Source organism: Pseudomonas sp. NPDC087614 (assembly GCF_044743485.1).
Taxonomy (GTDB): Bacteria; Pseudomonadota; Gammaproteobacteria; order Pseudomonadales; family Pseudomonadaceae; genus Aquipseudomonas; species Aquipseudomonas baetica_A.
Window position 1 is genome coordinate 114,163 of record NZ_JBIUWN010000006.1, and the last position, 21,005, is coordinate 135,167.

Here is a 21,005-nt window from a genome sequence, read left to right on the forward strand (position 1 = left end):
GGGGAGCTGGCACGTATGATGCTTCACAAACTTCCGCAGATTAGAAGCCTATGTCCCTGATAGTTCTACTGCTTCTGCCTTTCATAGGCAGCTGTCTGGCAGCGGTGCTGCCACACAATGCGCGTAATACCGAATCCCTGTTGGCAGGTCTGGTCGCTCTGATCGGCACCGTCCAGGTCGCGATGCTGTATCCGCAAATCGCCGATGGCGGCGTCATCCGCGAAGAGTTCATGTGGCTCCCCAGCCTGGGGTTGAACTTCGTCCTGCGCATGGACGGCTTCGCCTGGTTGTTCTCGATGCTGGTGCTCGGCATCGGCACGCTCGTCTCTTTATATGCCCGTTATTACATGTCTCCGGACGACCCGGTGCCGCGTTTCTTCGCGTTTTTTCTGGCGTTCATGGGCGCCATGCTCGGGCTGGTGATTTCCGGCAACCTGATCCAGATTGTGTTTTTCTGGGAGCTGACCAGCCTCTTCTCATTCCTGTTGATCGGCTACTGGCACCACCGCGCGGACGCCCGCCGCGGTGCCTATATGGCATTGATGGTTACAGGGGCCGGTGGACTCTGTCTGCTGGCGGGGGTCATGATCCTCGGCCATGTCGTCGGCAGCTATGACCTGGACAAGGTCCTGGCCGCCGGCGATCAGATTCGCGCACATGCCCTCTACCCTCTTCTATTACCTCTCATCCTCATCGGCGCACTCAGCAAAAGTGCCCAGTTCCCCTTCCACTTCTGGCTGCCCCATGCGATGGCGGCGCCAACGCCAGTCTCCGCGTATCTGCACTCGGCAACCATGGTCAAGGCAGGGGTTTTCCTGCTCGCGCGCCTGTGGCCGTCGCTGTCCGGCACTGAAGAATGGTTCTACATCGTCAGCGGTGCCGGCGCATGTACGCTGTTGCTCGGCGCCTATTGCGCGATGTTCCAGAACGATCTCAAGGGTCTGCTGGCCTACTCGACCATCAGCCATCTCGGCCTGATCACCCTGCTGCTGGGGCTGAACAGTCCGCTGGCCGCCGTCGCGGCGGTGTTCCACATCCTTAACCACGCCACGTTCAAGGCCTCGCTGTTCATGGCGGCAGGCATCATCGACCATGAAAGCGGTACTCGCGATATCCGCAAACTCAGCGGCCTGATCAAACTGATTCCGTTCACAGCGACGCTGGCCATGGTTGCCAGCGCTTCGATGGCCGGCGTGCCGTTGCTCAACGGCTTCCTGTCGAAGGAGATGTTCTTCGCCGAAACCGTGTTCATCAACGCCACCGCGTGGGTCGAAGCGGCGTTGCCGATTGTCGCGACCATCGCCGGTACGTTCAGCGTCGCTTACTCGCTACGCTTCACCGTCGATGTGTTCTTTGGCCCGCCAGCCACCGACCTGCCGCACACCCCGCACGAACCACCCCGCTGGATGCGTGCGCCGGTCGAACTGCTGGTGTTCACCTGCCTGGTCGTGGGGATTTTCCCCGCGCACGTGGTCGGCCCGCTGCTTGCAGCCGCCGCGCGGCCCGTGGTGGGTGGCACCTTGCCGGAGTACAGCCTGGCGATCTGGCACGGTCTGAACGCCCCGATGATCATGAGCCTGATTGCCATGTCCGCCGGCATCGTCGTCTATTTGTTGCTGCGCAAGCAGCTCAAGCGCGGGCGCTTCAAATATCCGCCACTGATAGGCCGCTTCAACGGCAAGCACCTGTTCGAGCGCAGTCTGGTCGTCATGATGCGCATGGCCCGCAGGGTCGAGCGCCGACTCGGCACCCGTCGCCTGCAAATGCAATTGTTTCTGGTGGTATTGGCGGCGGTGCTCGCGGGCCTGATTGCGATGTTGCACAGCAGCCTGAGCTGGGGCGACCGGCCGAAAATCCCCGGCTCCATCGTCTTCGTGACCCTGTGGCTACTGGCAATTGCCTGCGCCCTTGGTGCCGCCTGGCAAGCCAAGTATCACCGTCTCGCGGCTTTGACCATGGTCAGTGTTTGCGGCCTGATGACCTGCGTTACCTTCGTCTGGTTCTCCGCACCGGATCTGGCCCTCACGCAATTGGCAGTGGAAGTGGTCACCACGGTACTGATCCTGCTAGGCCTGCGCTGGTTGCCACGACGGATCGAAGAAGTCTCGCCACTGCCGAGCACCCTGCGCAAGGCGCGCATTCGTCGTCTGCGCGACTTGCTGCTGTCGATTGCCGTCGGCGGTGGCATGGCACTGCTGTCGTACGCCATGCTCACGCGCCAGACACCGAACGACATTTCCTCGTTCTACCTCAGTCGCGCCTTGCCCGAAGGTGGTGGCAGCAACGTGGTCAACGTGATGCTGGTGGACTTCCGTGGCTTCGATACCCTCGGCGAAATCACCGTGCTGGTCGCGGTGGCACTGACCGTGTTTGCCTTGCTGCGCCGCTTCCGCCCACCGAAAGAGAGCCTGCAACTGCCCGCACAGCAACGCCTGCTGGCGCCGGACGTGGTCACCGATCTGGTCAACCCGCGTACGGCCAGCGATACCGCGCTCGGCTTCATGATGGTGCCAGCGGTGCTGGTACGACTGCTGCTGCCGATTGCTCTGGTGGTGTCGTTCTACCTGTTCATGCGCGGCCACAATCAGCCGGGCGGCGGTTTTGTCGCCGGCCTGGTGATGTCGGTGGCGTTCATCCTGCAATACATGGTGGCCGGTACGCAGTGGGTCGAGGCGCAAATGAGCCTGCGACCACTGCGCTGGATGGGGACGGGGTTGCTGTTCGCCACGGCGACCGGACTCGGAGCGCTGGCGGTCGGCTACCCGTTCCTGACCACGCACACCTGGCATTTCGCATTACCGCTGCTGGGCGAGATCCATATCGCCAGCGCGCTGTTCTTTGATATCGGCGTGTACGGCGTGGTGGTCGGTTCGACGCTGTTGATCCTCACCGCACTCGCCCACCAATCGGTGCGCGGGCACAAGACCGCATCGTTGCCCAAGTCCGTCGCCAGCAAAGGAGCCGTCTGATGGAAGAAGTCATCGCAATCGCCATCGGCATCCTCGCCGCGTCCGGCGTCTGGCTGATCCTGCGACCACGGACCTTTCAGGTGGTCATGGGCCTGTGTCTGCTGTCATACGCGGTCAACCTCTTCATCTTCAGCATGGGCAGCCTGTTCATCGGCAAGGAGCCGGTGATCAAGGACGGCGTGACGCAAGATTTGCTGCACTACACCGACCCGCTGCCACAGGCTTTGGTATTGACGGCGATCGTCATCAGCTTCGCCATGACCGCGTTGTTTCTCGTCGTTCTGCTCGCCTCGCGCGGCCTGACCGGCACCGACCACGTTGACGGCCGGGAGCCTAAAGAATGATGGCGATGACTCACCTGATCGCCGCACCGATTCTGCTGCCGCTGCTGACCGCCGCCATCATGTTGATGCTCGGCGAAAAACACCGACCGCTGAAGGCGAAAATCAACCTGTTCTCCAGCTTGCTTGGCCTGTTCATTTCCGTGATGTTGCTGCAATGGACGCAGACCACTGGCGTGCCCGGCTCGATCGGCGTGTACCTGCCGGGCAACTGGCAGGCGCCGTTCGGCATCGTGCTAGTGGTCGATCGCCTGTCAGCGTTGATGCTGGTGCTGACCGGGATCATCGGCGTCAGCGCCCTCCTCTTTGCGATGGCGCGCTGGGATGGCGCGGGCTCAAGCTTCCACGCATTGTTCCAGATTCAGTTGATGGGCCTGTATGGCGCGTTCCTCACTGCTGATCTGTTCAACCTGTTCGTGTTCTTCGAAGTGCTGCTGGCCGCGTCCTACGGTCTGTTGCTGCACGGCTCCGGCCGGGCGCGGGTGTCGTCGGGTTTGCATTACATCTCGATCAATCTGCTCGCCTCGTCGCTGTTTCTGATCGGTGCGGCGCTGATCTATGGCGTCACCGGTACGCTGAACATGGCCGATCTGGCCCTGAAAATCCCACTGGTGCCGGAAGCCGACCGCGGTTTGCTGCACGCCGGTGCGGGGATTCTCGCGGTAGCGTTCCTGGCCAAGGCCGGTATGTGGCCGCTGAACTTCTGGCTGGTGCCGGCGTACTCTTCGGCCAGCGCGCCGGTGGCGGCGATGTTCGCGATCATGACCAAGGTCGGCGTTTACACCCTGCTGCGCCTGTGGACCCTGCTGTTCTCCGGGCAGGCTGGGGCTTCGTCCTTCTTCGGTGGCGACTGGCTGATCTACGGCGGCATGGCGACGATAGCGTGCGCAGCGCTGGCGATTATTGCTGCGCAACGGCTTGAGCGCATGGCCAGCCTGAGCATTCTGGTGTCGGCGGGGATACTGCTGTCGGCCGTGGGTTTCGCCCAGCCGAACCTGATCGGCGCGGCACTGTTCTATCTGGTCAGCTCGACCTTGGCGTTGAGCGCACTGTTCCTGCTGGCTGAGTTGATCGAGCGCTCACGCTCGGCCAACGAGATTGCGCTGGAAGACGAAAGCGAACTGCTGCCACGCCCGCAGGAATCGCTGCAACCGCCCAAAGGCATCAACCTCGATGACGAGCAGAAAGCCGTGGTCGGTCAGGTCATCCCATGGACCATGGCGTTTCTCGGCCTGAGTTTCATCGCCTGCGCGCTGCTGATTATCGGCATGCCGCCGCTGTCCGGATTCATCGGCAAACTCAGCCTGATCGGTGCGCTGCTCAATCCGCTGGGGCTGGGCACTGACGCGCCGATTTCCAATGCGGCATGGGCACTGCTTGTGCTGCTGATCCTTTCCGGGCTGGCGTCGTTGATGGCCTTCTCGCGCCTCGGCGTCCAGCGATTCTGGACGCCGCAAGAGCGCCCTTCACCGCTGTTGCGCAAACTCGAATGCACGCCGATTTTCCTGTTGCTGGGGTTGAGCATCCTCCTCACGTTCAAGGCTGAGCCGCTGCTGCGCTACACCCAAGCGACCGCTGATGCCTTGCACAACCCGCAGCAGTACGTGATGGCCGTGCTCGGCACTCGCGCCGTACCGAGCCCGGAAGCCAAAGCCGCCATCCTGGAGGTACAGCCATGAAGCGCGTGTTTCCTGCACCGTTGTTATCCCTGGCGCTGTGTGTTTTGTGGCTGACGCTGAATCTGTCGGTCAGCCCCGGTAATCTGCTGCTCGGCATGATGCTGGGTTTTGCTGCGCCGCTGATGATGCGTAAATTGCGTCCCAAACCCGTGCGCATTCGCCGTCCCGGGACGATCCTGCGTCTGCTCCTGCTTGTCGGCCGTGATGTGGTGATGTCCAACCTGATCGTGGCGTGGGGCGTGCTCAACGCTGGCCGCCGCCCGCCGCGCTCGTGTTTTGTCAAAGTGCCGCTGGACCTGCGCGATGCCCACGGCCTGGCTGCGCTGTCGATGATCTGCACGGTAGTGCCCGGCACGGTGTGGTCGGAACTGTCGCTGGATCGCAGCATTTTGCTGCTGCACATTTGGGATCTGGATGATGAAGCGCAGTTCATTGAGCACTTCAAGACTGCTTACGAGCGGCCGTTGATGGAGATTTACGAATGAGCCCATTCCTGTCGAACGCGATCCTGCTGACGCTGTTTTTGTTCTCGCTGGCAATGGTGCTGACCCTGATCCGCCTGTTCAAAGGGCCGTCGGCGCAGGATCGGGTGTTGGCACTGGATTATCTGTACATCGTTGCAATGCTGATGATGCTGACCCTGGGCATTCGTTACGCCAGTGACACTTACTTCGAAGCGGCGCTGCTGATTGCGCTGTTCGGCTTCGTCGGCTCGTTTGCCCTGGCGAAATTCCTGCTGCGTGGCGAGGTGATCGAATGAACGCTGAATGGTCTCTGTGGGTCGAGATTGCGGTGGCGATCCTGCTGGTGCTCGGCGGTGTGTTTACGCTGATCGGCGCGACCGGATTGCTGCGGATGAAAGATTACTTCCAGCGCATGCACCCGCCAGCACTGGCTTCGACGCTGGGTGCATGGTGCGTCGCACTGGCGTCGATCATCTGCTTTTCAGCGCTGAAATCCGGGCCGGTCCTGCATGCCTGGTTGATCCCGATTCTGCTGGCGATCACCATGCCGGTGACCACGCTGCTGCTGGCGCGGGCGGCGTTATTCCGCAAGCGCATGGCAGGCGATGACGTGCCGGCTGAAGTCAGTAGCCGGCGGACTGAGAACGGCAGTTAGTTTGCAATCATCCGTGTCAGGGCGAACCTCTTCGCGGGCAAGCCCGCTCAGCCTCAAACCCACGCCACCGCCAACAACCCCGCCCCCAATACCAGACACAACGGCGAATACACCCAGGTATCCAGCCGCGCAAATCGCGAGCCCTTCACCTCCTTGAAAAACCCCACCAGATTCGAATCGCCAATGGCTCGGGCGAACATCAACAGCGCAATCGCGCTGATCACCCATTGCAATGCCTTGTGATTCACCGCCGGGAAGCCCCAGCCAACCCGCAGACACACCAGTGCAGCAATCAGCAATAACCCGGCCGCCACCACCAATGTGATCCAGCCCGACGGTTTGAACGCCGGCCGCACCGTCGCGACAAAACCGTCCACCGGAATTTGCGGTACCGCCGCCACCGCCGCCCATTGCCCACCCAACGCCCAATACACATGCACCAGGGCGATCACCGCAAAAGTGGCCGCCATCCATTGAGCCAACACAAACGTCATGATTGAAATCCTTGAAAGGGATTTGAACAAATGATCCTAGTCGCATTTTTTTCAAGTGCACGACCGATCGGCGGTACGGTAAAGTGCCGCCCCATGAAATTCTCCAATACCGATCGCTCACTGCTGGCCTGGATGCTTTATTGCTGCGTCCTGTTCAACGTGTTCGCGTGCAGCATCGGTCACGGACAAATGGTCGCAATGCAGCTCAACGGCATTGGCGGCCAGTTCTGTACGGTGGACCCGACGACGCAAGCGCCGCTGGCATCCAATCCCACCGAAGAAAAACTGCCGACCCTGTCCAAAGCTTTCGGTTGCCCGTTGTGCTCCACCGGCGGCATGGGCCCGGCGTTCAACTCCAGCCTGACTCTGGCAGTCCTCCCTGAACAACACAGCCCGCCGCTGGCCCCGATTGTCAGCGCCGACCTCCCTGCCCGCTTCACCTGGCCCTCGGCCAACCCACGCGCCCCGCCGCTCGCCTGAGTGCCCTTGCCTTTTTGATTGTTCAGCCTACTGCGCCAACGCGCGGCGTTTGCCTGTGCGCTGATTCCTAGACAAGTATTCAGGATTCTTTGATGAAACAACTCACTCTGCTGGCGAGCCTGTGCGGCTGCCTGTCCGTTAACGCCTGGGCGCAATCCACCGTGGATCTGGCGCCGATCACCATCGATGGCGAGGCCGGCACCGAACCGGGCCTGAGCCTCGACCAATCCAGCGGCATGGCTTCGCGCCTTGGCTTGAGCGTGCGCGACACGCCCGCCTCGGTGGCCATCGCCAATCGCAACGACATCGAACGCCATGGCGCGCAGAACTTCCAGGACGCCGCCAACACCCTGCCCGGCGTCAACGCCAGCGCACCGCCGGGTTTCGGCGGTTTCATTTCCTATCGCGGCTTCACCAGCAGCCAGATCACCCAGATGTTCAACGGCATCAACGTGTCCGGCGGACTCGCGCGGCCGGTGGATGCGTGGATTTATGATCGAGTGGAGTTACTCGGCGGCCCGTCTTCATTGGTCAACGGCGCAGGTTCGGTGGGCGGCTCGCTGAACTACGTGACCAAACTGGCGACCCGCGATGAACAAGCGGTTGAAGGCCGGGTCAGCTACGGCAGCTATGACACCAGCGAAACCGCGTTCGGCCTCAACCACGCCCTGACCGACCCGAGCGCCGACGTGCAGCACTATGCGCGGCTGGACGTCAGCCACAACACCAGCAACGGCTACATCGATCGTCAGGAGCGCGACGCGTGGAGCGTGGCGTTCTCGTTGCTTAGCGACCTCACGCCGAATCTGTCGCATACCCTGGCCCTGGAATATCAGGACGAACACGAAGACAGTCCGTACTGGGGCACGCCCGTGCTCAACCCCAAGGCCGGCGAGTTGAAGATCGACAAACACAACCGTTTCAACAATTACAACGTCGCGGACGGTCGTTACGAGCAGCGCACAATCTGGCTGCGATCGATCATCGACTACCGGATCAACGACAGCACTACTTTGCGCAACACGCTGTATCACCTCGACAGCCAGCGCGATTACCGCAATCTTGAAACCTACCAGTACAACGCCGATAACACGGCGGTGAATCGCTCCACGGCGTATCAGGTACGCCACCAGGGTGAGCAGAACGGCAACCAGTTCGAACTGCGCCACGACAGCACACTGTTTGGTCTTGATACGACGTGGTCGAGCGGATTTGAATACAAGGTCAACCAGACCACCAACTCGCCGCTCAACATCAAAGGCGCGAGCACAGTGGACCCGAACCACTATCGACCGGGGCACTTCTACGACATTCCCGGCACCCACCCTCAATTGATCAGCGACAAGACCAACCAGGTGACCACCAAAGCGCTGTTCGTGGAAAACCGTTTGGCGCTGACCGACAAGCTGTCTTTGCTCACGGGCCTGCGTTATGACGACATCGATCTCGACGTGACCAACCACCGAGCCGTGACCGCCGCCAATCCCAAGCATCTCAAACGCCGTTGGGAGCCGGTCACCGGCCGCGCGGGCCTGACGTATCAATTCATCCCTTCGGCCAACGTTTATGTGCAATACAGCACCGCCGCCGAGCAACCGAACGGCACTCAGGATTTCGACGTCTCGACGGGCAAGCAATGGGAGATTGGCAGCAAGTTCGACTACCTGAACGGCCGTGGTTCGGCCACGGTGGCGGCCTACACAATCGAACGAAAGGACTTCGCCGTCACCGATCCGCTGGACCCGACCAGCAGCATTGCAGTGGGCCAGCAAACGTCGAAAGGGATTGAGATTGCCAGTTCGCTGCAAATCACCGACCGGCTGTTGGCTGAAGGCAACTTTGCCTGGGTCGACGCGCAGTACGATGACTTCACTGAGAAAAACGCCGCTGGCGTAGTGGTATCGCGCAAAGGCAATACACCCACCAATGTCCCTGACCGGGTCGGTAATCTGTGGCTGACCTACGATTTTTCATCGCAATGGCAAGGTGGGGTCGATGCGCGATACGTAGCCTCGGTGTTTGCCGATACCGCCAACACCATGACCGTGCCGTCATACACGCTGTTCGGCAGTTTCCTCAGCTACAAGGTTGATTCGCACACGACCGTGACCGGGCGGGTGCGCAATTTGACGAATGAGGTGTATGCCGAGTTTGCGCATGTTTCGCCAGCGTATTACCTGGGTACGCCGCGTACCTTTGAATTGGCGGTGCAGACTCGATTCTAAAAGCTTCGCGAGCCAGTCCACTCCCACCGTTGAATGCATTCCACTGTGGGAGTGGACTGGCTCGCGTTGAGGCCAGCAGGCTCAACCCTTATTTCAGATCAGCCGAGACCTTATCCGCCACATCCTTCGGCAACCAGGCCTGCCACACATCCGGATGCGCCTTCATAAACGCTTCCGCTGCCTGACGCGGCGCGGTGTGGTTCTCGCTCATTTGCGCTAATGCCTTGTTCAACGGCCCAATCGGAAAATCCACTTTGCTGAAGAACTCGGCGATCTGCGGATACTGTTTCTGAAATGGCGTAGACACGCCAATCGACAGCTTCGACGCCAGTGAGCGGGTCGGTTTCGGATTGGGATTATCGGCATCGGTCAACGTCTTCCACGCCTCGGCATCGAACGGCGGCTCTTGCAGTTGTACCAGTTTGAATTTGCCCAGCAACGGCGTCGGCGACCAGTAATAAAACAACACCGGTTTACCGCGACGAATCGAGGAGCTGATCTCAGCATCCAGCGCCGCCCCCGAGCCACTGCGGAAATTGGTGTAGTCATCCTGCAAGCCGTAAGCCGTCAGCTTCTGTTTGTTGACCACCTCAGACGTCCAGCCGATCGGGCTGTTAAGGAAACGCCCCTTGCTCGGGCTTTCCGGGTCCTTGAACACGTCTTTGTATTTGGCCAGATCATTGACACTGCGCAAGTCCGGCGCCAGCGGCTTGATGCCCTTGGCCGGATCACCCTTGATCACGTACTCAGGCACCCACCAGCCTTCGGTCGCCCCCTTGACCGTATCGCCCAGGCTCACGACTTTACCTTCGGCCTCAGCCTTGACCCACACTGGACTGCGCCCCGCCCACTCTTCGCCAATCACTTGAATGTCATTGTTGGCCAGCGCGGTTTCCAGGGTGATGGTGGTACCCGGCAATGTGTCAGTCGGCAGTCCGTACCCCTTCTCGACGATGATGCGCAGAACATCCGTGATCAGGCTGCCGCTTTCCCAGTTCAGGTCGGCAAAATGGATCGGCGCGGGTGCCGCCATCACCGACTGCGCTGACGTCAGCAAACCGAATGTGGCCACACTGGCAGCCAATAACCGTCGAAATCCGTTCATGCATTGCACCTCGTGCTGTTCACAGCAATGGCGGAATGGCCTGACAGAAGACCGCAAGCCTCTGAATACTCAGTCAACTGACTTTAGCCGAGGTTCCTGCTTTTTCAGGGCCAAGCCCCGAACGATGTCAGGTTTCAGACATTTCCCTGCAAACTTTGCAGCTCGCGTCTGACCATGCTCGCGTATTCCGCCGGGCGCAACGTGTAAATCTGCGACGCCACCCAACCCAGCCACGCACCTTGCAACTCGGCCTTGGCAGCAAACAAACGCCGGGCCTCTTCGCGTGCGCTTTCGAGGTTCTGCGCGTGGAAGTCGGCGCGGCTCAATCCACCGATCACTCGCTGGCCTTGAACATCACCAGTTCGCCCTTGCGCCACTTCGCGGCTTTGGCAGTAACGGCTTTCAGAGTCTTGGTCAGGCCTTCCTGCAACTGCTCATTGGCGGCGAACACGGTCACCACGCTGTGACCTTCCTTGAACAGGATCGCGTGGCCATCGGCAGTGTCGACGAAGGCGTAATCGCCAAGCCCATAGACCGTCAGTTTGATTTCGCGAAAGCGGATATCCATCTTGCCGCCTTCGCGGCTGGGCAGGACCGATGCGCTGAAATGATCGCCGACCTTGAGCTTGAGCCCCGGTTTGTCATCGACCACCAACGCACTGTCGGTGTCGATTTCGGCAACGTAAATGCCTTCGGCATTTTGCTCGGTGATGTAAACAAAACGCGACTGAAACAGCTTGACCAGCTTCGCACGCAAATCACCCAACACGAACAAAGCATGCATATCGAGATTACTGACTGCCAAAGAAACATCCCCAGATCTGAAAAAACCGCACACGGAAAACGCGCACGGCGAAAAAACGGCCAGGCCGATGGAACCGCCAAATGACTCTAATAAAAGCTCGAACAGAGCAGACCGCTCATCCAACGCGAGGTTTCGTAAGACTACTGGATTGTCACTCGCGAAACTCACCCCGATGTCGCCAAAGCTTGAAGGAATAATCCTTACCGTCGGCCAGAGAACGCCGACTACAAACTTTAGGGAAAATTCTCACGAAAAAAAGCAGTTTTCCGACATATCGCTCGCGAAAAATTGCTTTAGATAAGCCCCATCGTCAACAGGTACTGGCGATTCTAGAGCAGCGATGCTCATTACGACTACCCGAAACGGCCTGTAAATATCGGCCAACTGATGAAAAGGACTTCACATGTGCACTCTGACTCACTTCGCCATGCCCGCTGACGCCCGACTCAAATCAACTCTGATCATGCATGTCGCCGCGATGAACGATCTGCCGGAACACGCACAAAACGATCATGCTCCGCGCTTTCAAGTGGTGCCGGCGGGCAACGCCTTTTTCCACATCAAGGAAAAATCCACCGGACGCGTAAGAGGTTTCCGCGAAGATCACAATGAAGCCTGCGCCCTCGCCCGCTCGCTCGAAATCCAAATCGAACTCCTGGACAACGACTGCCTCAGATAAAGGAAGTGATCGACTGCGCCATCCCGGCGCCAATCAGAAGGAGTACACGATGGACTTGCCGACCTATGATCTGAAAACCCTGTTCGATCAACTGGGACTGCCCTCAGAAGGCACAGCAATCGACGATTTCATCGAAGCCCATCCACTGGACGCCGAAACCAAGCTGATCGACGCCGATTTCTGGACGCCATCACAAGCACAACTGCTCAAGGAATGGCTGCGCAACGACGGCGAAGAAGCCGTTGTGGTCGACGAGCTCAACGTACGTTTGCACGACGGCAACTAACCCTGATCAATGCAGGCTGTCGCCAGGCTCGGCCTTTAACTGCGCGAGCCACGCAGCCCTGCACTCCTCGGCCTCATCGCGGCTGGCAAACGCGGTGCCGCGTCGCTCACCGTCAAGCAACACCACCCAGCAAACGCTTTGACCCATCGCACGCAACGCGGCGGGCACGCCACTGCCGATCATCACGGCGACATCAATTCTGCAGGGCATGCAGACCTCCCGACTTCATTAGCAACCTAACCAAGTCGGCATGTTAATGATTTCACTGCGCAGGAAACAGCGACGCCCGTGCACAGATTCATTGCATCAATCGCAACAATCAATCAGCGCGGACTTTCCGGCTTATAGCCCAAACGCAAACCGCCCCAATGCCGCCCCTTGATCATGATCGGCACCGACAAGTCGTGCATCAGCTCGCCAGTGTCCCGCGTATAGGTTTGCAGCAACACCGGTTGCTGATGGCTGCCGCAGCGTATCCCGGTGCGGTCGGCAAACTTGCGTTTGGTGCGATTATTCACCGCATCAACCTGTGCATCCCCGGTCAACGGCTGACTGAACGCCTGATTGTGTGTCGGCACATAACCCTGCTGCGTGCAGGCGATGGCAAACACCAGCCCTTCATGACGCGGCAGTAATGGCTCCTGAATCGCCGGCAGCACCTGATCGGTATAACGGTCGAATCGGGTCTGATACTTAGCCGGTTGAGTATTCGCAATCGCCTGATACTGACGGTCGAAAAGATCCTCAAGACTGATCAGCCCCTGCTCGACGTCCGCCTCGAACCGCGCCGCAATCTGGCTCGCCCCTTCACGCGCCAGGTCATAAATACGCTGGTGATAATCATCCAGGCCGACTTCGGCCAGACGCTCGCTGATGGTTTCCGCCTGCCCTTCCATCTGCACTGCCGCTTCGGCGAGGTGACGGGTCTGTTGATCGCTGATCGCCAGATCGCTGCGCATCTGCTCAATGGCCTTGAACAGGCTGTCGAGTTGTTCGCGATTGGTCTCTGCGCCGCGTGCGATCTCACCGACCTGACTTTCCACTCCCGCCGCCAAGCGCGCGATATTTTCCAGATGCTGGCCGGTGTGCTCGACCTGTTCGACGCCCGTGTGCAGATCACTCGACAGTTCGCGGATCTGATCCACCACCTGAGCGGTACGTTGCTGAATGTCCGCGACCATCTCACCGACTTCGCCCGTCGCCGACGCCGTGCGCGCCGCCAGCCCACGCACCTCATCCGCCACGACCGCGAAACCGCGACCATGCTCGCCGGCTCGCGCCGCTTCAATTGCTGCGTTCAACGCCAACAGATTGGTCTGGCTGGCAATCGACTGAATCACCAACGTCACTCGCTGAATATCATCGCTGCGCAGGCTCAAGGCCTCGATCAATTCACGGCTGGCGTTGGCGCGCTGACTGAGCTGATGCATGCGCGAAATCGAGTCGACCAATTCGGTTCGCCCCGCCGCACTGCTGTGATGCGCCTCGCTGGCCGCCGCCAGCGCTTCGCGGCTGAGCTGCGAAGTGGCGTGCTCGGTGGCGATCATCACCTCAGCATTACTGACAATCCGCGCCGCTGCATCGAGTTGCGATTCCAGTTTGCTCGCCAACGCCTTGACCGAAAACGCGACGCCGGCTGCCGACAAGGCGTTATGGCTGGTGGTGTAGGAAAGATCGCGGGTCAGTTCGGAAATGGCGCTGCCGGTGTCGGCAGGCAGTGCAGCGGGAACGGCTCGGACGCGCAAGCGCGGCAGCCAGACAATCAGTACCGCCAGCGGCATGCCGACGTACAGCGACCCTCCACCCAAGGTCATACCGGCGAGCAACAACATCAGGGCGATGCTTTGCAAGGTCGGTGCGATCCAGCGGTTCTTCGGCAAAAGCACTGGTGCAGGCAAAGCCCCAACCAGAGATCCATCTCTCGTCATATCAACACCCCACGCTTGTTCTCATTATTGTGACTGCATTAAACGCCACTACAACGCCATTATCTATGGTCCGTTAGTCGTGGGGTCTGCAGCAGGTCAATGGAACGGCAGGGAAATATGGCGGACGATAAAAAGCGTCGCGGGCAAGCCCGCTCCCACAGGTTCAATGCAAAACCTTGTGGGAGCGGGCTTGCCCGCGATGGCAGTGCCTGGGAAATCAGGCCTGACGCTGGTGCTTGTCGATCTGCTCGTGACGTTCTTGAGCTTCGATGCAGTATTTGGTGGTCGGACTGATCAGCAGGCGTTTCAGACCGATGGCCTCGCCGCTGTCGTCGCACCAGCCAAAGCTGTCTTCCTTGATACGCTCAAGGGCTTGTTCCAGTTGAGGCAGCATGCGCTGGTCGCGATCGATTGCGTTTACCAGCCAAGTGCGCTCTTCTTCAACCGAAGCCGCGTCCGCCGGGTCGGCCGGGGTGTCCAGGCTTTCGATAGCGATACGGTTTTGCTCAATGCGCTCATGGGTTTCGACTTTCATGTTCTGCAACAGCTCACTGAAGAAAGCGTGTTGCTCTTCATTCATGTAGTCATCTGCCGGCATGGCCAGCAACTTGTCCTTTGTCATTGATATCTCTATAAAAAAACGTGCATTAAGGCGAATTAGGGAGCGTTCCGGCGAACCGTGTCCGGTCGACGAAAAGGCATCGTTTATTGCAAACGCCACCCGGCACTCAATTTACGAGGGGCGGCAGTCTAAGGCCCGAATGAGGCCTCAGCAACTGTAAATACAGGGAATTTGTCCGACAACGCCCGGAATCTGCACTCACACAGGCTTCACAACGGTCATCGGAGTGCGTTTATAGCAAGAAATTCAGTCGAGCGGCTGTATATAGAAGACAAACGGCTATCGACGACCTGCGACCAAAGGCTATCGGCAGGCCAGCGCTTTTATTCAGAGCGACCTTGAGACCGCGCACAGCCAGCATTCGCAAGGGTTTGGCGACCGCCACCGTTGCGCCGCAATTGAATGTCGACTGAATTCACGAACAAGCCGTTTTCGACACCTGACATTTCCCTCAGGCTCAGCTAGGTTATGCCTACCTCACCGGTTCGACTTGAAGGAACGCGTCATGAAATTGATCGGTATGCTCGACTCCCCCTACGTGCGCCGCGTGGCGATCAGCGCCAAACGCCTGGGGATCGACCTCGAACACGAGTCAGTCTCGGTGTTCCGCCACTTCGAGCAATTCCAGCAGATCAACCCGGTGGTCAAGGCCCCCACCCTGATCCTCGACGACGGCGTCGTCCTCATGGACTCGACCCTCATCCTCGACTACCTCGAAACCGCCGCCGGCAAAAGCCTGCTGCCCTCCGACCTCAAGCAACGCGCCCACGCCCTGCGCCTGATCGGCCTCAGCCTCGCCGCCTGCGAAAAAGCCGTGCAACTCTATTACGAACGCAACCTGCGCCCAGCCGACATCCAGTACCAACCATGGGTCGAACGCGTCGAAGGCCAACTCGCCGCTGCCTTCACCGCCCTGGAACACGAACTCGAAAAACACGGCCTGCCCACCGACGGCACCCTCAGCCAGGCCGGCATCAGCCTCGCCGTCGCCTGGAGTTTCACTGATCTTGTCGTGCCGGACCAGATTGATGTTGCGCGCTATCGCCATATCGCCCAATACACCGCCTACGCTGAAACGCTTGAAGCGTTCGTCAGCTCGCCGATGAACTGATCATGAGTGCAACTGAAAATGCTGCGCCGGCCCTCAAGGAAATCTTCAACGCCGAACGTTTGAAACACATTGCCACCGAAATGAGCGCCGTGTACCCAGCGTTCAAAACCAAAGCTTTTCTCAAGCACGCCAGCGACGGACTCGCAGACCTGTCCGTCATGCAACGCATGGCCCGCGTCAGCGAAAGCCTGCACACCGTGCTGCCACTGGACTACGAAGATTCCCTCCAGGTCCTGCGCGAACTCGCCCCACGGCTGAACAGCGGATTCGTCAGCATGTGCCTGCCGCATTACGTCGCCAGCTACGGCGCTCACGCATTCGATACCTCCATGGAGGCCCTTAAGTACTTCACCACCTTCGGCTCCTCCGAATTCGCCATCCGCCACTTTCTGCGCAGCGACCTGGAGCGCACGCTGGAACTGATGCACGACTGGACCCAGAGCGAAAACCACCACGTCCGCCGCCTCGCCAGCGAAGGCAGCCGCCCGCGCCTGCCATGGTCGTTCAGGCTGGAAACGGTGCAGGCTGATCCGCAATTGGCCGCCGGGATACTGGACCGGTTGAAGGCGGATGAGAGCTTGTACGTGCGCAAATCCGTGGCGAATCATTTGAATGACGTGACCAAGGAACATCCAGAGTGGGTGCTGGATGTGATTGAAGGGTGGTCACTGGCAAACAAACACACGGCGTGGATTGCCAAGCATGCGTTGCGCAGCTTGATCAAGCAGGGGAATTTGCGGGCGCTGACAGTGATTGGTGCGGGTGCGAAGCCTGAGGTTGAGTTGCTGGATGTGAAGATCGAGCCGGCAGTAGTGCGACTGGGGGAAGCGATTACGTTGTCGTTTACGGTGAAGTCCACGGTGCTGGAAGAGCAGCGGTTGGTGATTGATTATGCGATTGACTATGTGAAGGCGAATGGCGGGGTTTCGGCTAAGGTTTTTAAGTTGAAGACGTTGGTATTGGCGGGGTTTGAGAGTGTGGTTGTGGGGCGCAGACAGGTGATGAAGGATTTTACGACGCGCAAGCATTTCGCTGGGGTGCATGCGGTTCGGGTGATGGTTAATGGGGAGGTGTTGGCAACTACCGCGTTCAACATCATCGCTGGATGAAGCCTCAAAAGGATTCAGTGGATCTGACAAAGGTTGAACAGGTTTGAAATGACGGGCAGATATCGGCCAGGCGCTCATGATGTGGTCCGGCAAACATCAAGAATCCAGTGTGCTCGCGATGAGGCCAGCGCTTCCATTGATGTTGGCTGACACGACGCCATCGCGAGCAGGCTCGCACCCCGCAGGGGGCCTGGGTGTTTGGACAATTGCGCGCCGTCAGGGGCTGCACTGACATGGGCGCGGCGTCTTCCTGCGTTTCACCCATTGCTGGCGTCGATAGTCACCACCGCGCCAATGAAGCCCTAATACAAAATCCTCGGCGCAGCATCTTGTCGATGCTCGTCTGCGTTAGCCCTGGGTGGGTTTCTGATCAACGGCAGAGTGAGCGGACAGGGCTGAACGACCCGTAACCTCATATCAGCGCTGCGCCGCGTTTACATTCGAGGCTTTCACCTAAGCCACGGATCATCTCCATCAATGCCTTCACCCGCAGCGGCAAATTTCCGGGCGGGTACACCGCGTGCATCTGTGGGCTCTCACCGCTGCTGGAGGTGAGCTTGTACTCGGGACAAACCCGCAGCAGGCGCCCCGCTTCCACTTCGGGCTCCGCCATCCAATCCGCCAGGCGGGCGATCCCGACGCCCGCCAGGGCTGCCTGGAATACCGCCAGACCGGAGCTGAAACGAAATTTGGGATGAACCCGAAAGCTGATGGCCTGCTCCTCACTGCGAAAATTCCACTCCTTGAGAATCCGTGGCGCCGTGTGCAGGATCAGCGAATGCGACTCCAGTGCCTCGATGGAGTCGGGCATGCCGTTGCGCTCCAGGTAGTAGGGGCTGGCATACAAATAACGTGAGTAACGCCAGAGCGCAAAGCCGATCAATTCGCTGGATTGTGGAAACGCGCCGCGAATCGAGAAGTCCAGCTTGCTCTTGGCCGGGTCGATGATCTCATCGGTGAAAATCACATCGATGTTTACGTCGGGATAACGCTCGCAGTATTGCGCGATCAACCGGGGCAATACCCCGTTTCCGAGCAACTCGGGGGCGGAAAAACGGATCCAGCCGGAGGCCAGGCCGCTGAGACCGGCCAGGTCTTCATCCACCTCACGTTGCAGATCGAGCATTTTGTACGCGTGGGGCAATAAGCATTCACCCGCTTCGGTCAAGCTCACGGCATTGGACGAGCGATTGAACAACTTGAGCCCCACACTTTCCTCCAGGGCCTGAACGGCCCGGGTCAGTGCGCTGGGGGAACGTCCCAGGGTCCGTGCCGCGGCGACGAAGCTGCGCTTGCGAGCCACGGTCGCGAAGGCTTCAAGTTCCCCCAACATATTCAATGCCACTCTCCACCTCATTGCATTTTTCACAACGCGGCATTGCAACACAAAAAAGGCCCTTCCGTTAACCTTCCCGTTCAACTTACAAGGATGGGGCAAACAGGAGCGCAAGGACGTGTCGAAGCTGGATAAAGAAATCGGGAAAGCTGCAGCTTGTGTTGATGAAGTCATTCATGAATGGCTGGAAAAAAAATCAGTGACTTCGATTCGACGCGAGATACCGCAAATTCATCTGTCGCTCGAAGAACAACGCACACTTCAGACCGGTCTGGCATCGCTGGACGTGACCGATAGCGCCTCGGGTATCCGTCACATGCCGGTCCTGGGGCAGTTGCTGGAAAGAGTCTTGTGCACCGAGAAAATCCAGCAGCTACGCAATTTTCCACAGGCCCGAGACGTGGCGATGATCCTCAGGGGGCTGCCTCTGGACCCGCAACTGCCCGCCACGCCCTACGACCTGGAGCCGGGTATCGAGAACGTGTCGACTCTGGCCTCGGCTATTTTGTCCGTGCTGCAAATTCTGCAAACCCGTCCGCTGGCGTACGAGGGTGAAAGCCACGACACCGTGTTCCGTCACGTTTCGCCCAAGCAAAAGCGAGAGACCGAAAAGAGCTCCTATGGCTCGCGCGCGGATCTGGGCATGCATGTCGACAACCCACACCTGCCTTTGACCTGCGAACCCGTCTCGCAGTTGTCGGCCTGTCCGGAGTACCTGTCCCTGACCGGCCTGCGCTGCGAGCTCGACGTGCCGACGCGCATCGTCGCCATTGACGAGGTGCTGGCCATTCTGCCGACCTGGGTCGAAGAAGAATTGTCACGGCAGAAATTCACCGTTCGCCGGCCGGCTTCTTTCGGCAAACAGGGGAATGTGCTGGAAAACGTCCCCTTGCTGTACAGAAGCGCAACCGATGGCCTGTATTGCCGCTACAACAAAGCGAGTGTCGAAACGACCTGCGCCAATGCGAAGTTTGCCCTCCAACTGTTCGCCGCCGCCGCCAATCATCCCGATGTCGTGCACCACATACTGCTGCAACCAGGCGACATGCTGATCTTCAAGAACCAGCAAACCCTGCATGCCCGGGATGGTTTCACCCCCCGCTACGACGGCCGTGATCGCTGGATGTTGCGCGTCTTCGGGGTCAATGATCCGGCACGCGTGGTGCCGCTGAACCCTCATCAACCCTACATCGTAAGAGCCTGATTCATGGTCGATATTGTCATCCTTTGCGTGTTCGCCTTCGCCGCCGGTCTGATCGATGCGGCGGTGGGCGGCGGCGGACTGATCCAGATTCCGGCGTTATTCAACGTGCTACCCACCGCTCAACCGGCGGCGCTGCTGGGTACCAATAAGGTCGCGGCCGCCTGCGGCACCGCATTCGCGGCCCGGTCCTTCGTGCGCAAGGTGGTAATCGACTGGGGCCTTGTGATCCCCGCCGCCTGCGCGGCTTTTGTCATGGCCTTCTTCGGAGCCGCCACGGTGTCGTTCGTACCCCAGTCGATGATCCGGCCGGCGGTGCTGGTGTTGATCGTACTGATGGCGATCTACACCTTCTGGAAAAAAGATTTCGGCGCCCTGCACAAACCCATGCGCATCGGTACCAAGGAAAAACTGCTGGCGTTCGTCATCGGTGGCGCCATCGGTTTCTACGATGGTCTGTTCGGTCCCGGCACTGGCAGCTTCCTGATCTTCCTGTTTATCCGCTGCTTCGCCTTCGACTTTCTCCATGCCTCGGCATCAGCCAAGCTGGTGAATATCGCGACCAACGTAGCGGCACTGATGTTCTTCATTCCGACGGGTAACGTGCTCTACCTGATCGCAATCCCCATGGCGGCATTCAACATCCTGGGCGCGCTCACCGGCACCTGGCTGGCGGTTCATAAGGGCGTGCCCTTTGTCCGGGCTCTCTTCTTGGTGTTGCTGGTGATTCTGATCAGCAAACTGTCCTACGACCTGTTCCTGTAAACCAGAGGAAAACCGCATGCATCCCATGTTCGATCGCCTCGTGGCACTGCTCGATGCCCGCTCAGCCTCCTACCGGGTGTTGATACACGATGCCGAGGGCCAGTCGGCGCGCGTCGCCGAAATCCGTGGCACCGAGCCCGGCCAAGGCGCGAAGGCCATGCTTTGCTCCCTCAAGGGGCAGGCCGGCCCCTATGCACTGGTGATCCTGCCGGGCGACCAGAAGCTGGACATGAAGAAAGTCGGAGCGGCCCTGGGCGGCAAAAAAGCCGAGTTGGTGAAGGCCGAAACGGCCATGGAACTGACCGGGTGCCGGATCGGCGCCATCCCGCCTTTTGTCTTCGATGAGCGAATTCAATTGATCGTCGATCCAGCCTTGACTAAAGGCTACGCTGAAATAGCCTTCAACGCGGGGCGGCTGGATGCGTCGATGGTGCTCGATACGCAGGATTATCTGGCGATTGCCATGCCTCGATTGCTGGATATCAGCCAGGCCTGAGCAAACGTTTTCACATGCGCCACAAAAAAAAGGGGACGGATTCTGAGGGATCCCCACAAATCTACTCCAGGCTCTGCGCCTGATGATGCACCTCATCGCGCAGAGCTTTCTCCAATTTTTCCCAGTCTCCGCTGCCTCCGAACTCTATGCATCTACGCCAGTATTCCAGGCCAAGCCGCCACAATGAAAGCACTCGTCGTTCTCTGAGACTGTTGCTTTGATATCGCCGCTCCAAGTTAATTTGGCGAGCCTGAA

Annotated in this window: 23 protein-coding genes and 1 pseudogene; 15 read left to right on the forward strand and 9 right to left on the reverse strand. The window is 59.2% G+C overall.

Annotated elements, in window-relative coordinates:
• Positions 1-50: 50 nt before the first annotated feature.
• Genes ACIOWA_RS04160 through ACIOWA_RS04185 form a run of 6 tightly spaced genes read left to right on the forward strand, consistent with a single transcriptional unit; the run spans position 51 to position 6,108 of the window.
• Positions 51-2,969, forward strand: a complete 2,919-nt coding sequence (locus ACIOWA_RS04160; protein ID WP_401158376.1) for a monovalent cation/H+ antiporter subunit A — start codon at positions 51-53, stop codon at positions 2,967-2,969.
• Positions 2,969-3,313, forward strand: a complete 345-nt coding sequence (locus ACIOWA_RS04165) for a Na+/H+ antiporter subunit C (RefSeq protein WP_016775082.1) — start codon at positions 2,969-2,971, stop codon at positions 3,311-3,313. Before ACIOWA_RS04160 ends, ACIOWA_RS04165 begins: the two co-directional genes overlap by 1 nt.
• Positions 3,310-4,989 carry a monovalent cation/H+ antiporter subunit D gene (locus tag ACIOWA_RS04170; RefSeq protein ID WP_339495743.1) on the forward strand — a complete coding sequence of 560 codons (1,680 nt, stop codon included), beginning with the start codon at positions 3,310-3,312 and terminating at the stop codon, positions 4,987-4,989. The genes ACIOWA_RS04165 and ACIOWA_RS04170 overlap by 4 nt, the downstream gene beginning before the upstream one ends.
• Positions 4,986-5,474 (forward strand): Na+/H+ antiporter subunit E, encoded by a 489-nt coding sequence (locus ACIOWA_RS04175; protein ID WP_339433114.1) that lies wholly within the window; start codon positions 4,986-4,988, stop codon positions 5,472-5,474. The genes ACIOWA_RS04170 and ACIOWA_RS04175 overlap by 4 nt, the downstream gene beginning before the upstream one ends.
• The gene (locus tag ACIOWA_RS04180; RefSeq protein WP_221729610.1) at positions 5,471-5,749 is read left to right on the forward strand and encodes a K+/H+ antiporter subunit F; all 279 of its coding nucleotides are present in this window, start codon (positions 5,471-5,473) and stop codon (positions 5,747-5,749) included. Before ACIOWA_RS04175 ends, ACIOWA_RS04180 begins: the two co-directional genes overlap by 4 nt.
• Positions 5,746-6,108, forward strand: a complete 363-nt coding sequence (locus ACIOWA_RS04185) for a Na+/H+ antiporter subunit G (protein WP_339433113.1) — start codon at positions 5,746-5,748, stop codon at positions 6,106-6,108. The genes ACIOWA_RS04180 and ACIOWA_RS04185 overlap by 4 nt, the downstream gene beginning before the upstream one ends.
• A gap of 53 nt (positions 6,109-6,161) precedes the next feature.
• Here the strand turns inward: ACIOWA_RS04185 and ACIOWA_RS04190 are convergent, their stop codons facing one another.
• Entirely contained in the window at positions 6,162-6,602 is a 441-nt protein-coding gene (locus ACIOWA_RS04190) for a DUF3995 domain-containing protein (RefSeq protein ID WP_339433112.1), read from the reverse strand.
• 93 nt (positions 6,603-6,695) lie between these two features.
• Here ACIOWA_RS04190 and ACIOWA_RS04195 point away from each other — a divergent pair, with 93 nt between their 5' ends.
• Together ACIOWA_RS04195 and ACIOWA_RS04200 are read left to right on the forward strand one after the other, a co-directional pair.
• Positions 6,696-7,082, forward strand: a complete 387-nt coding sequence (locus ACIOWA_RS04195) for a DUF2946 domain-containing protein (protein WP_339433111.1) — start codon at positions 6,696-6,698, stop codon at positions 7,080-7,082.
• 92 nt (positions 7,083-7,174) lie between these two features.
• Positions 7,175-9,307 carry a TonB-dependent receptor gene (locus tag ACIOWA_RS04200; RefSeq protein WP_401158380.1) on the forward strand — a complete coding sequence of 711 codons (2,133 nt, stop codon included), beginning with the start codon at positions 7,175-7,177 and terminating at the stop codon, positions 9,305-9,307.
• 88 nt (positions 9,308-9,395) lie between these two features.
• Here ACIOWA_RS04200 and ACIOWA_RS04205 read toward each other — a convergent pair whose 3' ends face one another.
• From ACIOWA_RS04205 to ACIOWA_RS04215, 3 genes are all read right to left on the reverse strand, one after another.
• A complete protein-coding gene (locus ACIOWA_RS04205) occupies positions 9,396-10,412 on the reverse strand; it encodes an ABC transporter substrate-binding protein (RefSeq protein WP_221729605.1) in 1,017 nt (338 codons plus the stop codon).
• A gap of 134 nt (positions 10,413-10,546) precedes the next feature.
• A complete protein-coding gene (locus ACIOWA_RS04210) occupies positions 10,547-10,738 on the reverse strand; it encodes a hypothetical protein (protein WP_339433176.1) in 192 nt (63 codons plus the stop codon).
• An 8-nt stretch (positions 10,739-10,746) separates the two neighbouring features.
• Entirely contained in the window at positions 10,747-11,196 is a 450-nt protein-coding gene (locus ACIOWA_RS04215) for a hypothetical protein (RefSeq protein WP_401158382.1), read from the reverse strand.
• A gap of 484 nt (positions 11,197-11,680) precedes the next feature.
• Between ACIOWA_RS04215 and ACIOWA_RS04220 the strand changes: the two genes are divergently transcribed.
• The gene (locus ACIOWA_RS04220; protein WP_339433175.1) at positions 11,681-11,896 is read left to right on the forward strand and encodes a hypothetical protein; all 216 of its coding nucleotides are present in this window, start codon (positions 11,681-11,683) and stop codon (positions 11,894-11,896) included.
• A 49-nt stretch (positions 11,897-11,945) separates the two neighbouring features.
• On the forward strand, positions 11,946-12,182 hold the full coding sequence (locus ACIOWA_RS04225; protein WP_339433107.1) for a DUF2789 domain-containing protein: 237 nt from the start codon (positions 11,946-11,948) through the stop codon (positions 12,180-12,182).
• A 6-nt stretch (positions 12,183-12,188) separates the two neighbouring features.
• Here ACIOWA_RS04225 and ACIOWA_RS04230 read toward each other — a convergent pair whose 3' ends face one another.
• The 3 genes from ACIOWA_RS04230 to ACIOWA_RS04240 form a co-directional block, all read right to left on the reverse strand.
• Positions 12,189-12,392: a hypothetical protein gene (locus ACIOWA_RS04230; protein ID WP_339433106.1), complete on the reverse strand. Its 204-nt coding sequence runs from the start codon at positions 12,390-12,392 to the stop codon at positions 12,189-12,191.
• Positions 12,393-12,505: 113 nt separating this feature from the next.
• Complete coding sequence (locus tag ACIOWA_RS04235) at positions 12,506-14,110, reverse strand: methyl-accepting chemotaxis protein (RefSeq protein ID WP_401158384.1); 1,605 nt, start codon at positions 14,108-14,110, stop codon at positions 12,506-12,508.
• A 217-nt stretch (positions 14,111-14,327) separates the two neighbouring features.
• A complete protein-coding gene (locus ACIOWA_RS04240) occupies positions 14,328-14,732 on the reverse strand; it encodes a TraR/DksA C4-type zinc finger protein (protein WP_221729599.1) in 405 nt (134 codons plus the stop codon).
• A 505-nt stretch (positions 14,733-15,237) separates the two neighbouring features.
• Here ACIOWA_RS04240 and ACIOWA_RS04245 point away from each other — a divergent pair.
• Together ACIOWA_RS04245 and ACIOWA_RS04250 are read left to right on the forward strand one after the other, a co-directional pair.
• The gene (locus ACIOWA_RS04245) at positions 15,238-15,843 is read left to right on the forward strand and encodes a glutathione S-transferase (RefSeq protein ID WP_339465947.1); all 606 of its coding nucleotides are present in this window, start codon (positions 15,238-15,240) and stop codon (positions 15,841-15,843) included.
• Positions 15,844-15,845: 2 nt separating this feature from the next.
• Positions 15,846-16,952 carry a DNA alkylation repair protein gene (locus ACIOWA_RS04250; protein WP_339507916.1) on the forward strand — a complete coding sequence of 369 codons (1,107 nt, stop codon included), beginning with the start codon at positions 15,846-15,848 and terminating at the stop codon, positions 16,950-16,952.
• A gap of 412 nt (positions 16,953-17,364) precedes the next feature.
• Here the strand turns inward: ACIOWA_RS04250 and ACIOWA_RS04255 are convergent, their stop codons facing one another.
• The gene (locus ACIOWA_RS04255) at positions 17,365-18,297 is read right to left on the reverse strand and encodes a LysR family transcriptional regulator (protein WP_401158387.1); all 933 of its coding nucleotides are present in this window, start codon (positions 18,295-18,297) and stop codon (positions 17,365-17,367) included.
• Between the two features lie 190 nt (positions 18,298-18,487).
• On the opposite strand from ACIOWA_RS04255, the gene ACIOWA_RS04260 reads away from it, so the two are divergent.
• From ACIOWA_RS04260 to ACIOWA_RS04270, 3 genes are read left to right on the forward strand one after another with little or no spacing between them, the layout of a single operon-like run.
• Positions 18,488-19,492: a TauD/TfdA family dioxygenase gene (locus ACIOWA_RS04260; RefSeq protein WP_339433101.1), complete on the forward strand. Its 1,005-nt coding sequence runs from the start codon at positions 18,488-18,490 to the stop codon at positions 19,490-19,492.
• Between the two features lie 3 nt (positions 19,493-19,495).
• Entirely contained in the window at positions 19,496-20,254 is a 759-nt protein-coding gene (locus ACIOWA_RS04265; protein WP_401158389.1) for a sulfite exporter TauE/SafE family protein, read from the forward strand.
• A 16-nt stretch (positions 20,255-20,270) separates the two neighbouring features.
• Entirely contained in the window at positions 20,271-20,750 is a 480-nt protein-coding gene (locus ACIOWA_RS04270; RefSeq protein WP_339433099.1) for a YbaK/prolyl-tRNA synthetase associated domain-containing protein, read from the forward strand.
• Between the two features lie 61 nt (positions 20,751-20,811).
• On the opposite strand, the pseudogene ACIOWA_RS04275 reads toward ACIOWA_RS04270, so the two are convergent.
• Positions 20,812-21,005, reverse strand: a pseudogene (locus ACIOWA_RS04275) (IS4 family transposase); the annotation flags it as partial.

What these genes read in the sequence shown, in the direction of transcription:
- ACIOWA_RS04225 (WP_339433107.1), top strand. Translation starts at nt 11,946, where the DNA reads ATGGACTTGCCGACCTATGATCTGAAAACCCTGTTCGATCAACTGGGA.
- ACIOWA_RS04170 (WP_339495743.1), top strand. Translation starts at nt 3,310, where the DNA reads ATGATGGCGATGACTCACCTGATCGCCGCACCGATTCTGCTGCCGCTG.
- ACIOWA_RS04265 (WP_401158389.1), top strand. Translation starts at nt 19,496, where the DNA reads ATGGTCGATATTGTCATCCTTTGCGTGTTCGCCTTCGCCGCCGGTCTG.
- ACIOWA_RS04240 (WP_221729599.1), bottom strand. Translation starts at nt 14,732, where the DNA reads ATGACAAAGGACAAGTTGCTGGCCATGCCGGCAGATGACTACATGAAT.
- ACIOWA_RS04230 (WP_339433106.1), bottom strand. Translation starts at nt 12,392, where the DNA reads ATGCCCTGCAGAATTGATGTCGCCGTGATGATCGGCAGTGGCGTGCCC.
- ACIOWA_RS04175 (WP_339433114.1), top strand. Translation starts at nt 4,986, where the DNA reads ATGAAGCGCGTGTTTCCTGCACCGTTGTTATCCCTGGCGCTGTGTGTT.
- ACIOWA_RS04190 (WP_339433112.1), bottom strand. Translation starts at nt 6,602, where the DNA reads ATGACGTTTGTGTTGGCTCAATGGATGGCGGCCACTTTTGCGGTGATC.
- ACIOWA_RS04235 (WP_401158384.1), bottom strand. Translation starts at nt 14,110, where the DNA reads ATGACGAGAGATGGATCTCTGGTTGGGGCTTTGCCTGCACCAGTGCTT.
- ACIOWA_RS04270 (WP_339433099.1), top strand. Translation starts at nt 20,271, where the DNA reads ATGCATCCCATGTTCGATCGCCTCGTGGCACTGCTCGATGCCCGCTCA.
- ACIOWA_RS04220 (WP_339433175.1), top strand. Translation starts at nt 11,681, where the DNA reads ATGCATGTCGCCGCGATGAACGATCTGCCGGAACACGCACAAAACGAT.
- ACIOWA_RS04195 (WP_339433111.1), top strand. Translation starts at nt 6,696, where the DNA reads ATGAAATTCTCCAATACCGATCGCTCACTGCTGGCCTGGATGCTTTAT.
- ACIOWA_RS04165 (WP_016775082.1), top strand. Translation starts at nt 2,969, where the DNA reads ATGGAAGAAGTCATCGCAATCGCCATCGGCATCCTCGCCGCGTCCGGC.
- ACIOWA_RS04205 (WP_221729605.1), bottom strand. Translation starts at nt 10,412, where the DNA reads ATGAACGGATTTCGACGGTTATTGGCTGCCAGTGTGGCCACATTCGGT.
- ACIOWA_RS04160 (WP_401158376.1), top strand. Translation starts at nt 51, where the DNA reads ATGTCCCTGATAGTTCTACTGCTTCTGCCTTTCATAGGCAGCTGTCTG.
- ACIOWA_RS04245 (WP_339465947.1), top strand. Translation starts at nt 15,238, where the DNA reads ATGAAATTGATCGGTATGCTCGACTCCCCCTACGTGCGCCGCGTGGCG.
- ACIOWA_RS04185 (WP_339433113.1), top strand. Translation starts at nt 5,746, where the DNA reads ATGAACGCTGAATGGTCTCTGTGGGTCGAGATTGCGGTGGCGATCCTG.
- ACIOWA_RS04250 (WP_339507916.1), top strand. Translation starts at nt 15,846, where the DNA reads ATGAGTGCAACTGAAAATGCTGCGCCGGCCCTCAAGGAAATCTTCAAC.
- ACIOWA_RS04200 (WP_401158380.1), top strand. Translation starts at nt 7,175, where the DNA reads ATGAAACAACTCACTCTGCTGGCGAGCCTGTGCGGCTGCCTGTCCGTT.
- ACIOWA_RS04215 (WP_401158382.1), bottom strand. Translation starts at nt 11,196, where the DNA reads ATGCATGCTTTGTTCGTGTTGGGTGATTTGCGTGCGAAGCTGGTCAAG.
- ACIOWA_RS04180 (WP_221729610.1), top strand. Translation starts at nt 5,471, where the DNA reads ATGAGCCCATTCCTGTCGAACGCGATCCTGCTGACGCTGTTTTTGTTC.